Source organism: Acaryochloris sp. IP29b_bin.148 (assembly GCF_028285565.1).
Taxonomy (GTDB): domain Bacteria; phylum Cyanobacteriota; class Cyanobacteriia; order Thermosynechococcales; family Thermosynechococcaceae; genus Acaryochloris.
In genome coordinates, this window is sequence record NZ_JANQOY010000206.1 from 1 (window position 1) to 12722 (window position 12722).

The 12722-nt window shown below is 46.5% G+C and carries 9 protein-coding genes; 4 read left to right on the top strand and 5 right to left on the bottom strand.

Features of this window, described 5'->3' with window-relative positions:
* Positions 1-220: hypothetical protein (locus Q0986_RS18490; protein ID WP_299414077.1), on the bottom strand; the 220-nt coding region annotated here is incomplete at its 3' end.
* Between the two features lie 57 nt (positions 221-277).
* On the opposite strand from Q0986_RS18490, the gene Q0986_RS18495 reads away from it, so the two are divergent.
* From Q0986_RS18495 to priA, 4 genes are all read left to right on the top strand, one after another.
* On the top strand, positions 278-1840 hold the full coding sequence (locus tag Q0986_RS18495) for an ATP-binding protein (RefSeq protein ID WP_299414080.1): 1563 nt from the start codon (positions 278-280) through the stop codon (positions 1838-1840).
* Between the two features lie 141 nt (positions 1841-1981).
* Positions 1982-2494, top strand: a complete 513-nt coding sequence (locus Q0986_RS18500; RefSeq protein WP_299414082.1) for a response regulator — start codon at positions 1982-1984, stop codon at positions 2492-2494.
* A 59-nt stretch (positions 2495-2553) separates the two neighbouring features.
* Positions 2554-3822, top strand: coding sequence for a hybrid sensor histidine kinase/response regulator (locus tag Q0986_RS18505; protein WP_299414085.1), 1269 nt, complete (start codon positions 2554-2556; stop codon positions 3820-3822).
* An 18-nt stretch (positions 3823-3840) separates the two neighbouring features.
* Entirely contained in the window at positions 3841-6318 is a 2478-nt protein-coding gene (priA, locus tag Q0986_RS18510; RefSeq protein WP_299414088.1) for a primosomal protein N', read from the top strand.
* 107 nt (positions 6319-6425) lie between these two features.
* On the opposite strand, the gene Q0986_RS18515 is transcribed toward priA, so the two are convergent.
* From Q0986_RS18515 to Q0986_RS18530, 4 genes are all read right to left on the bottom strand, one after another.
* Positions 6426-7256, bottom strand: a complete 831-nt coding sequence (locus tag Q0986_RS18515) for a WecB/TagA/CpsF family glycosyltransferase (protein ID WP_366918626.1) — start codon at positions 7254-7256, stop codon at positions 6426-6428.
* An 828-nt stretch (positions 7257-8084) separates the two neighbouring features.
* Positions 8085-10514: a peroxidase family protein gene (locus Q0986_RS18520; protein WP_299414094.1), complete on the bottom strand. Its 2430-nt coding sequence runs from the start codon at positions 10512-10514 to the stop codon at positions 8085-8087.
* Between the two features lie 755 nt (positions 10515-11269).
* Positions 11270-11557, bottom strand: a complete 288-nt coding sequence (locus Q0986_RS18525) for a hypothetical protein (protein WP_299414097.1) — start codon at positions 11555-11557, stop codon at positions 11270-11272.
* 293 nt (positions 11558-11850) lie between these two features.
* Positions 11851-12645, bottom strand: a complete 795-nt coding sequence (locus Q0986_RS18530) for a hypothetical protein (protein WP_299414099.1) — start codon at positions 12643-12645, stop codon at positions 11851-11853.
* Between the last annotated feature and the right edge of the window lie 77 nt (positions 12646-12722).

Here is a 12722-nt window from a genome sequence, read left to right on the forward strand (position 1 = left end):
CGGGTCGTTGCGACGGACGATGGAGGTTGGCTGAGGTGAGTCTGCGTTTCATTTGAAGGTTTCGATCCAAAGCGGATGAAATACTACGTTTGTAGTACCAAATCTCGCACAGGTTTTTGGCTTCGTCAAGGGGTTTGGCAAAATTTTCTATTTTTGGTGGAGAAAAGGAAATCTTGACCCTTTGATTCACGCTAGTATCAATGCGGATTGACTTTGTCATAGCATCTAGAAAAAGCTAGATGGTATAAGGCATTGACGTACTCAAAAAATGCAAGTGATGATTCGTGAGCCTTTGGTCACTCAACCAGATACTTCTATCGCAGATGCAGTGACTGCTTTATATCAAGCAAAAGATAATTACATAGTGGTGGTTGACGAACAAGTTCCTGTGGGTGTGGTTTGCGATCGCACCCTGATTACCGCCCTCGCCACCCAACTAGACCTAACAAAAACTGCCGTTAAATCGGTGATGGCTCCCCTTCCCACCCTGCCTTTGGGCCAAGCGGAAGAAGTATCGACCCTGACTCAACTTATGAAAACAGAGGGCAGTGCCTGTGTTGCCATTGTGGATAAAGCGTCACATCTTCAGGGATTAGTCACATCAGACACGTTAGTTCAGCAATCTCCAACAAACTCACCGCCCGATGATGTCGCCAAGCTTCAAAAGCGAATCAAGGAATTAGAGCATCAGGTCAGCGATCGCCAATTACTTGCCGCCAAACTACGCAGCTCCGAAGGTAAAATCCGAGCCGTATTTGAAGCCATGAAGGATCTCGTCTTTGTATGTGATTTAGATGGCGGTGAAATTAGCAATATCGAAGTTGCCCCCACCAATTCGAGTGAAGGGTGTGAGCCGGATACAGAGCTGATCAGTCATACCATTGATGAACTCTGGCAAGATCCTGAACAACAATGGTCCCACATTATTCAACAAGCCATTGAAACCCAACAAACCGTCAACTTTGACTATCAGTTGATGATTGAGGGCCAGCCCGCCTGGTTTACGGCCAGTATCTCTCCGCTGCTGGATAACTCTGTCGTTTGGGTGGCCCGCAATCTCACCGAGCAGAAAGACTCTGTCGTTTGGGTGGCCCGCAACATTACAGAACGGAAGCACTTTGAGCATGAACTGCAACAGCTCAACCAAGAGCTGGAACGCTCTAATCAAGAACTCGAACAATTTGCCTACGTTGCCTCCCATGATTTGCAGGAACCATTGCGCATGGTGATTAGTTTTACCCAACTCTTAAGCCAAAACTACGCCGGACAGCTCGATGAGCAAGCCGATCAAATTATTGGCTTCGCGGTCGATGGCGCTACTCGTATGCAGCAATTGATTCAAGATTTATTGAGCTATTCTCGCGTTGGCACCCAGGCCAAAGTCCTAGAGACAGTGGACTGTAATCAAATTCTGGAGGGTGCGATCGCCAACCTACAGCTCTCCATTCAAGAAAGTGGCGCCACCCTCAACCGCACCGATCTCCCCACCCTCACAGCCAATCCCCGCCAACTGACCCAGCTCTTCCAAAACCTGGTGGGTAACGCCCTTAAATACCGAGGAGAAGCAGCCCCAATTGTTGAGATTGGTTGCCAACCGCAACAGAATCACTACCTATTTTGGGTCAAGGACAACGGCATTGGCATTGAGCCGAAGCATGCCGACCGAGTCTTTATGGTCTTTCAGCGATTACATACCCGACAAAAATATGCGGGTACCGGCATCGGCTTAGCCATTTGCAAAAAAATAGTTGAGCAGCAGGGGGGCAATATCTGGGTAGAATCCGAACTGAATCAAGGATCTACATTTTTCTTCACCTTACCGGAGTCACCCTCTGCCTAAACAGGCTCCAATAGCCCTTATCCGCATTTGAGACGATTTTGAGATCAGTTCCAACTTCCATTCCGTCATATATTTGGAAGAATATTTGCGCTTCACAAGGCTTAAACGGGTACTCTGAACTTATTCTGATCAACGACTCAAGTGTCTGTACCCATTCGTCAGTCTGCAGTGCACCTCCAAAACAGCCTTAGAAAGAATCAAGATCTAGAATCTGACCCGCTTGCGATGGATATCCCTCCCGTTAACATACTCCTAGTGGAGGACAATCCCGGCGACGTATTCTTGATTAATCGTATGCTGGAAGAATGTGCCTTTCGATATACGCTGCACCGAGTTGAGAACGGCGAAGCTGCCACTGACTTCCTACGCCAAAATCAAGCATCTCGGAAAGCACCGTTCCCGCAGCTCATCTTGCTGGATTTAAATCTGCCCATCAAAAATGGGCGAGAGGTGCTGGCAGACATCAAATCCGATCCAACATTACAACATATTCCTGTCATCGTCCTATCCACGTCTAATTCCCCAGAAGATATTGAAGAAAGCTATCGGCTCAAAGCAGATTATTATGTCACTAAGCCTAGTAGTTTTCATGAATTCGCCGACAAAGCCCAAGATATTCATGGTTTTTGGCTTCGATGGCAGAAAAATACCTAACCCCTTGCCCCTTTCTTTGATCACTGCCTTCTAGGTACCCTATCCCCTCTGATCGCACAATGATGGCTAAGTCACTCAAATCAAAGTCTACTCCACCCGATCAAAATGACAAGCGTTTGGATTCTTCACCACCCGATGAAAGTATCCAAGTCTTGTTAGTAGAAGATAATCCAGGGGATGCGTTTTTGATTCAAGGGATGTTGGGGGTTAAGCGGAGTGATGACGCCATACAGTACCAACTCACCCATGTTGACAAGTTAGAGGACGCCCTAAGTGCCCTCCAGAAGCAGAACTTCAGCGCGATTCTACTTGACTTATCCTTACCCGATAGTCATGGCCTAGAAACCCTGGAAAAGGTTCTGTCTCATTCACCCACCTTACCGATCGTGGTGTTTACGGGATTAGATGACGAAACCGTGGCCATGCAAGCCGTCCAGCAGGGAGCCCAAGATTTCCTCGTCAAGGGGCAGGTAACACCGGGATCCCTCACTCATGCTATTCGCTATTCCATCGAACGCCAACAAAATGAGCTGGCTCTCAAGCAAAAGACGATTGAATTAGAGCGAGTCAATAAAGCCCTGCGCAAGCGATCCTTGGAGCTGGAAGCGGCCAATACAGAGTTAGAAGCCTTTAATTACACGGTGTCTCATGATCTGAGAAATCCCCTCACTGGGATTAAAACGGGCTGTGCTTTGCTAACAGCCTATATGGGAGATCAAGATCCCCGGCTGCAAAAATATTTGGGGACGATTCAAGACTATACCCGACACATGGCCACGTTGCTGGAGGGCTTATTACAGCTATCCAATATTGGCCGTAATCCGATTCAACCGCAAACGGTTAATTTAAGCTCGACGGTCCAAACGATCGCTCGACAACTATTGCAGCAAGAACCTGAACGGAACGTTAAGTTTGTAATTCCCACTCATATTCTGGTGGAAGGGGACACCCATCTGCTTTGGGTCGCACTCGAAAATTTATTGGGAAATGCGTGGAAATATACCAGCGCCCTCAACCATGCCCAAATAGAATTTGGCAAAACAAAGCTGACAGAGGTGAGTCAACATCCGCCCAATGCCGATGAAACCATCGCTCCCGATCAGCCCATCTTTTTTATTCGAGATAATGGGCCAGGGTTTGATATGAGTCAGGCAGAGCGAATCTTCCTGCCCTTTCAACGGTTAACCAGTGCAGAAGATTTTTCAGGCAGTGGTATTGGCCTGTCCACGGTGCAGCGGATTATTCACTGTCATGGCGGTCAAATCTGGTTTGATGCAGCGGTGAATCAAGGTGCTACATTTTATTGGACCCTGGCCCACAAACAATAATCTCCAGGGTGTGCTGATATGCCAACACCCGATGTCTCTGTTTCCGCTGTCAATACTGCTAGTCCGGCCCCGTTTGTGGAAGTGCTCGTGGACTGTCCCGGCACTGAAAAGCTGTTTACGTATCGCATTCCCACTAACCTCGCAATCCAACCTGGAGATATTCTCAGCGTTCCCTTTGGCCCTCAGCAGATGGGGGCGATTGCTATTCGTCTGTTCTCCCAACTGCCACCTGAATTAGCCTCCACCCGAATTTTGCCGGTGGTGGATGTCGTGTGCAGCACCCTATTCCCACCGGGATATTGGCAGATTCTTGAACAGGTGGCGGCCTACTATCACACTCCTTTGATGGCAGTGATTCGAGTGGCCCTACCGCCGGGTTTATTGCAGCGATCGCAACGTCGAATCCGTCTTGTTGCGCCCCCTCGTGCCCCCTTGAGTCCGATTGCTCAAACCCTTCAAGACTTACTGCAGCAAAGCCCAACCCAAGACTACACCTGGCAATATCTGCGTCGCCAGGTCAAAAAAGCGCATATTGGATTACGGGAATTGCAGCAACAAGGCATTGTCGAAAGCTACCTCCACACACAAGCGCCCACCCAACCGAAACAGCAGCAGGCCGCCACCTTGCTCTCCCTCTCAGCCCCCGACCTAACCCCTCGCCAACAGGAAATTTTGACCCTCCTCAAACAGGAAGGAGGGGAGTTATGGGTCCAAGATCTACTACGATTAGCCCATACCAGCAGTACCACCCTCAAAAAGTTGGTCAGCCAAGGCTGCATCACCATTACCCAACGGGAGCGACTCCGATTAGAAACCCAGCTTATTCAGCCCGATCAGCCCCGAGATCTCACCCCTGATCAAGCCCAAGTCCTCTCCCAAATCCACCCACTAAAAGGCTATACAGAAGTCCTACTGCATGGCGTCACCGGTTCTGGCAAAACCGAAGTGTATTTGCAAGCTATTACCCCCGTATTAGCGCGTCAACAATCCGTTTTAGTGCTGGTTCCTGAAATTGGTTTAACCCCTCAATTAACCGATCGATTTCGAGCCCGATTTGGCGATCGCATTCGGGTCTATCACAGTGCGCTCTCAGAGGGAGAGCGCTATGACACCTGGCGATATGTTCTCAACGCCACCGCGCAAATTGTGATTGGAACTCGCTCAGCCATATTTGCACCGATTGCCAATATAGGACTTATTATTCTGGATGAAGAGCACGACACCGGCTATAAGCAGGATCAGCCGGCACCTTGCTACCATGCGCGCACCGTTGCCCAATGGCGCGCGCAACAATCCAAATGCCCGCTGATCCTCGGCTCTGCCACCCCTTGTCTAGAGAGCTGGTCCCAAGCCCAACCAGCGGTTTCTCGATCCGGCCCCCTTTCCCATTACCTGCGCTTACCGCAACGGGTCAACGCCCGGCCAATGCCGCCAATTGAAGTCATCGATATGCGCCTGGAACTGGCCGATCGCAATCATTCTATCTTTAGTCGACTCTTGCAAAAACAGTTACAGCAGCTTAAACAGAATCGACAGCAGGGGTTATTGTTTATGCCCCGCCGGGGCCACAGTACCTTCGTTTCTTGTCGCAGCTGTGGCTATGTCGCCAAATGCCCCCATTGCAGTGTGTCCCTCACCTACCACCACAGCCCAGATCTTAAGCAGTCCTTGTTACGCTGTCACTACTGCAACTACACACAGCCCCAACCCGACATCTGTCCCGTTTGTCAGTCTTCCTACTTTCGCTATTTTGGCAGCGGGACTCAGCGTGTTATGCAGGAGTTACAGAAGAGCTTTCCTGATTTACGGGTGATTCGGTTCGACAGTGACACCACCCGTCGCAAAGGGGCGCATCGTCAACTCCTCAATCAGTTTGCCCGTGGTGAAGCAGACCTGATGGTGGGAACCCAAATGCTGACCAAAGGCATCGATTTTCCCCAAGTTCAACTGATCGGGGTCTTAGCCGCAGACAGCCTACTCAATATTCCCGATTTTCGCGCTAGCGAACGGACCTTCCAGACCCTGTTGCAAGTTGCAGGCCGGGCAGGGCGAGGGGATCAACCTGGACGCGTCATTCTCCAAGCCTATGAGCCAGAGCATCCAGTCATTCAGGCGGTCCAGCGCTATGCCGTGGACACCTTTCTCACCGCAGAACTTAAACATCGCCAGGATATGACGTATCCCCCGTTTCAGCAGTTAATTCTCTTACGGATCAGTAGTTTTAATGAAGCGGTGGTTGAGGGTACGGCTCATGAGATCGCAACCTATCTAAAAGGCTATCTCCAGTCCCATACCTATCCAGGAGAAATTCTAGGACCTGCTCCCGCCAATATCCTAAAAGTTGCCCGACGCTATTATTGGCATATTTTGGTTAAACGTCCTCAGCAGGGGAGGGGAACCTCTGAAAGTTGGCCTTTCCCCCTCCAAGGCTGCCAACAGCTTTGCCCTCAAAATCTACGCCTCCAAATTGATGTTGATCCCCTCAAACTGCTGTAAGGATGAACCCCTGAGAGCAGCAAAGCAAGAAGCGCACCCCGTTAGAGTGCGCTTCCAGGACCATATAGACCAGCCTCAACATACTGATCCCTTAGCCATCAAAGCCTTTAACAGTCTCTAGTCTGGGGCATGAAACGATGGGCCAGAACCTGCACAGAAGCTAAGAATAAGAAGGGTGGAATGGTTTGGAAGTAGCGGCCAAATAATCGTCTCGGTTCCTGCACTAGACGATAAAGCCACTCAAGCCCAGCCTGTCTAACCCACCGAGGTGCCCACTTCTTCAAACCTGCATACACAGGGAAAGCCCCACCTAGACCAATCATCACCGCTTGAACTTTGCCTTGGTGTTCTGCCATCCACTGTTCTTGCTTAGGGCAGCCTAGAGAGACGAACACTAAACCTGCACCCGATTCATGAATTTCTTGAATCACTGCCTCATCTTCACTCGGCGTCAGCGGACGGAAGGGCAAAGGCTTCATAGCAGCGATATCCAGATTAGGATAGTCCTTCTCTAGCCGAGTCCGCATCTGATCAAGAATGGCCTGTTGAGAGCCAAGAAAGAAAACTTTAATATTCTCCGCTGATGCCTTCTGGCAAAGAGACTGGAGAATATCCATCCCTGCAACTCGGTTCTGCCCCTTATAGCCCAGTAGTTTCATCATCCAGACCAAAGGCATTCCATCTGGGGTGACCATATCAGCATTCTGTAAGTTATGCGCAAACTCTGGCCGCCAATAGGCTTCCATCAACATATGTACATTCGCAACACAGACTGCTTTACTCTCGCGTCCATGCGCCCACTGCAAAATAGTACTCATGGCATTGTTGAATCTGAGTGCCGTGACAGTGGTATTAATCACTCGTTGCTCAGGCAATGCTTTTCCTATTAGAGTCGTGCTGGATTGGGTTGATAAAACCTTAGGCTGAGACAAAGGCATAAGCACTTTATCTACAGATAGGGTTGGGTTAAAAACATTTGGCTGAGGCAGAGTTGTTTTCATGGCGTCCACGCATTAAAACTCAGTGCAGGCTGGAGTAGCAAAAATTAAAGGTATGATTGCAGGGTATCTGCCATCTTGAGTTGGATGTGAGAACCGTATTGGTAAGTACCAGAGAACTGTGAATCCAAATCCCAGATGTGTCTATCCTCAGCCCTAGAATCCCTGGATGCAGTGATCTAGCGCACACAGTTGAGTGCTAAAACAGAGACCTTTCATTGGCATTACCTGACTCCTCCATAGATAGGAACTTATAATATATTGACTATATTTCGGCAAAGATAGAAGGAGTAAAAAGTTAAAATGGACTAACCATTTTTTATGTCTTCAAACTATTCTTTTAAAAGAGATGAAGCTAGATATCAAAGCTATCAACCATACAATAAATTGAGGCTTTATAACTATTTAATTCACCTATTTTTCTTGCTTTTTAGTCAAGAAACACACGGCTATTAATCCAATTTCTTAACTAACACAACCCTCAACAGGATAGAATTCCGTTACCCTTGATCTCCATATCAGAGAAGAGCCTTATGGAAAATTCATCCTGTATCCACTTTATCCTTTCTTAAATAAATAAACAAGATCGATCTGCAATCTGCGTGGCTCTGTATTGATGTGGAATAAATCAGGTTGGTTCAGAAACTTGATGGACTTGTACGGGTGTCACAGTCCGAGAGCGGCTCCCTTCCTCCTTAAGAAGAGAACCCTTTAGGGATATCTCCCTAAAGGGCTTGAATACTCTACAGAACTTTCGTTACATGCATATTATGTGAATTTAAAGCCTGTATCAAAATTCCTCACCGTCCCATTAAGGATGGCAATCAGATCATCGTTTTCAGCCAAACGAATACTGGTATAAGAGCCAAATGTCATCAGTTTATAGTCACTGGCACTTCCAGCTAACTGAATGGTATCTTGATGGCGATTGTAATGTTGAATCATCGCCATACCCCGACCCTGGTAGAAAATGGAGCGCTCATCTCCCAAAATAAAGGTGTCTTGACCACCGCCTCCTTTCAGGATGTCAAAGTCGTATTGACCGAATTGACTTCCCACACCGTTGAGGATGTCATTCCCCCCCCCGCCCTGGAGCATATCGTTGCCGTTGCCGCCAACCAAAACATCTTGGCCCGCATTACCGGTCAAAATATCATGGCCATCTCCGCCCATCACAGTATCTGCGCCAGCCCCCCCAACGATATAGTCATTGCCCAGATCGCCAATCAGGATATCGTCACCCTGTCGCCCACGGATAAAATCATTGCCGCCTTGCCCGTCAATCAGATCATTTTTACGGGTTCCTCGCAATGAATTAGATCGATCATCCCCCAAAATAGTGTTGTCGTAGGGAACCTGAAAGGCATTATCTTGAACCAGATAACCTTGGGAAGTGTTGCGACGAATGATAGTTGACAGATTAGTATCCGTAAGATCTTCGTCTAGGACAGTTAGCTCCTTTAGATCATTCAAAAAGAAAAAGCGATCGCCAGCAGCAGCCCGAGCAAACTGATCTTTGATAAAGAAGCTAAAGGTAGGGCCGAGTAGACCACCATGACTTGCAGATGACTCAGAAATGCCTCCTAGCCATAAATCGATTTGGCCGACATCATCGTAGGCTTCTTTAAACAAATCAATGACATCAGAAGCAAAGGGTAAATCCTTAAAAGAGGTAATCTTAATGCCAAAGAGTTGTTCGTAGGTATCCACATAGCTCGGTAGACCCACTTCGCGGCCCCGCTGAATGTTGACAGAGGCCAGATCAAATCCCCCTGTGCCAGCAGGGAAGAGGAAATTTCGCACCCCATCTACAATGAAATTGTCCAGTTCTTGGGCTTCTTGCAACATCAACCCTCGCAACAGGGAATCAATCCCATTTTCTGAAATTTCTTTAGGGTTAAAAAACGCTTCTTTTAAAGCGATTGATTCTAAACCGCTGTCGTCAAACCGTTTGATTTGATTATTGAGTAAGGTATGCCCCAATCGATAAGCAGCATTGGCAAATTCATTACTGACTGCCGGGTTGATATAAGGGTTGTAGTCAACATAGTCCTCTAACAGTGTCTCCCCAATCAGGATTGGCAGAAACTCCTTATAGGTAATGACTTGGATCTGGGCACTCACTACCTTGCGAGCAGCCTGGTATAAGTACTCATCCTTAACAACCGCTTCATCAAGCACATCTGGATTTTGACTGAGGTAGCCCTCCTTAAAAGATTGGTACTGAGCCACTAATGCCGCTTCCCCTGCCTCCAGCCGTTCCAAAATTTCAGCGGTTAGACGATTATGCTCACGAACAAACAGGACATGATTTGCAGTGAGTCCCATTTGTTCATTCGCGCGAACATCTCCGGCTAGGTAGAGCGTGTCTTCATCAGCGCCAAAAGCATTGGCATTTTCAAAATAGACATCTACATATTCATATTCACCTTTTTCATTTTTTACCTTGATTACCTCCTTTACACCGTTATAGGGCAATAAATGCTCTCCATTGTCGCCTATCGTAGTTTCTAACCTACCATTCGCAAAGGTTCGCAGAAAGTGAGCGCGTTCCGTATCTGAGCCATATACCCCTGAACCATCAATATATGAGGTAATCGCATTATCTTGTTGGCGGGGACTATCAGATCCTGTTCCATCTGCTGCAGGAACACGAGTAAAAGGAAGATAGGGAAAGTGGGGATTAAACAGTGAGTCCGTTTCAGAAACAGGAATAAAGAAGGCTTCATGCCCCCCTTCATTTAGATCTAAGTCATGATCGATAAACTGCCCCCACTGCCACAGCCAGTCACTGGCCCCTAGAAAATTAGGAATAGACTCTGTCTGTGCAGCAACTGCATTACTGATATCTCTCGGACTTGGCAGTGCAACTGAATCTGGATCCTCTGGATCGTATGGCTTCGGAATGCTGTAGGAGTAATCAGAGCCTGGCGGATTAACAACAATTGCGCCCCCTCGCGGTTCACTAATTCCATTTTCGTAGGCAGGGGCTAAGAGTCGAAGTAATTGAGTATGGGCTGAGCCTACAGTGGGGTAGTAGAGATTATTGCCCGTTCCATCGATAGAACGATATTGGAAAAGAGTAGTCGTATTTTCCGGAGCTACAGGTTCTACATTCTCAAGTTCGAGTACACGTGAACCAAATAGTATTACGGTCGACGGATCTTCTAGAGCCTGCTCTATGCCATTATTATTCATTTTAAACCTCAAAAATATCCAACAATCCAACTTTCGATCGAGTTTCCACGTAGAAAAATAACCACGTGAAACCTAGCCAGAACGTATTGACAGGACGTTTTACCGACCTTCAAATCGTTATGCTTAGTGGTCATTCTCAAGCCTAGTCACATTAGCAATGAGACCAAAAATGACCGAATCAACACCTTTCCCAATCAACTTTCACTGAGCAGTAGCCCTCTCTCCTAATTCAGACAGAGAATGACTGGTCATCTACTGATAACCAGTGGGTTCAAGCAACTCTATCAAGAAAAACAAGAGAGTTAAACTGGGAACTATTTAACGATCTACCTACTGATTACCAGTGGGTTCAGATAAATCGATTGATAAATGCCAATGGAGAAACACAAATAACTAGGAAGAGAATCAACGAGGAACAATTAGGAAAGTCAGCGATGTTTACAGCATGCTTCCTATTGATGACTATTCCAAGTCGATTTTGAAGAAACCATAGATCTCAATTACTGATGCAGAAAGACTTAACAGATTGAGTTCTTTTTTCTCCTACAAGTGATGACTGCAATTGGAAATTCAGTCTATTATGTGGATGAATAATCGCCAATCTATTGACCATTTAGATATCGCTTCCCATACAGTAAGGTATTATTTCCCCGCAATAGTGGATTCAGTATAGCATCATTTTAAGGATAAACTCAGGAAAATCTCATTTTATTTTAATCAGAATCTCAAATTATAGCTGCGGTCACGAATTGCAATTATGTATGATGCCCATTTTGGCGATTGAGCTGAAGGCAAACTGTAGCGTTTCGTTGTAGAACTTTGAGTTTTATCCAGCGTAGATCTGAGACTCGGAATCTGCGATCGCACTCTTCTCCCGAAATAGTCACCAGTTCTTCCAATGTGGGAGCAACATTTTCAGGATAGGGCTGAAAGTCGGGGATGTTCGTTTCTTGGGCAAATCGCTGATTCCAGGGGCAAACATCCTGACAGATATTGCAGCCTACGACCCAGCCTTGCAAATTCCCAGCAACACCTTCAAGCAACTCATACCAATTTCGTGTGGGGATGAACTACTTGATTTGAAAGATTGACGTATTTACAACACTTTCACGGATCAATACAGGTCATCTTGTTGGGTAATTGGTATCAGTATCTCGATTTGCGATCGCGTGGTAAGCAATACAGCGACTAGCATCAACGACAAAGGGCTCACAATCTGTTAGGGGTAGGGGGCGGGTAGGTTGCATATTGATACCCTATTCGTTCCCTTTATTTTGTCAATCCCCGACTACCTGAATCCTTACGGCAGCTTCTCATACATCCTCTTATCTCTCGGCTAATCTTCTCGGGGAGGTATGACCGTAACACTTCCATCTTTGCCAAAAGATATTTCACCACCTAAGCGTTTGATATTCTTAATAGCTCGCTGACGCCCATTGTTATCTACTGCATTGACAAGTACTAGCAACCAACTATTAATTTGCGCACGCTTGCTATTAGGTTTATTAGCTAGAAATTTTGCTGTTCGGGCTGACAAAGCACTAAGACGTTGACTATCAGGATCACTATTTTCTTGAGACCATTCCACAACTTTTTGATGTGAATTTCGTGCAGACTGGTTATCCCCTAGAAAGAGTAATTCGTCAGTCGCTTTGTATAACCATACTAAATACGCATTGGGATCCACTTTGGGATCAAGAGATTGCAACCCTGTATCCAGTAATTGAACACTACGCTGAGGTTGACCAGCTTTAAGAGAAACAGAGGTTGATAGAAATAAATAGGGTCGAATAAAGCGAGGATCTCGTTTGATAATTACCTCAAAAAAATCTGGACTTAGACCATAGCCCGTTCTCTTACGAGCTGCATTATCACCGAAATACTGAAGGAAGTTGAGGAAAACCCAATCAGCAACTAGATTGTCAAACCCAAAATCTGGAAATTGATGTAGAAGCTTTAAACTAGCTTGTTGATGTCTCAAGTCAGTTTCATATTTTAAAGAATTCTGAACCTGATCCGCTTGAGTGCTCAATTGGGCTAGCTTAGAGGTTTGTAAAAATCCAATTGCGGATAAGCAGCCCAAAGCAATGGCTACAGGTACAATTTTACGGCTAATTTGTCTGCCAAACATGACAATAAGAACTTCAATATCTAAAGTATTTTAGACAAAAAATTGATGTATATCTCTAGAGCTTCCTATAGAATGCC

Bases quoted from the DNA above. Each gene is read 5' to 3' on its own strand.
- Q0986_RS18495 (WP_299414080.1), top strand. From the start codon at position 278: ATGATTCGTGAGCCTTTGGTCACTCAACCAGATACTTCTATCGCAGAT.
- Q0986_RS18505 (WP_299414085.1), top strand. From the start codon at position 2,554: ATGATGGCTAAGTCACTCAAATCAAAGTCTACTCCACCCGATCAAAAT.
- priA (WP_299414088.1), top strand. From the start codon at position 3,841: ATGCCAACACCCGATGTCTCTGTTTCCGCTGTCAATACTGCTAGTCCG.
- Q0986_RS18515 (WP_366918626.1), bottom strand. From the start codon at position 7,256: ATGCCTTTGTCTCAGCCTAAGGTTTTATCAACCCAATCCAGCACGACT.
- Q0986_RS18520 (WP_299414094.1), bottom strand. From the start codon at position 10,514: ATGAATAATAATGGCATAGAGCAGGCTCTAGAAGATCCGTCGACCGTA.
- Q0986_RS18530 (WP_299414099.1), bottom strand. From the start codon at position 12,645: ATGTTTGGCAGACAAATTAGCCGTAAAATTGTACCTGTAGCCATTGCT.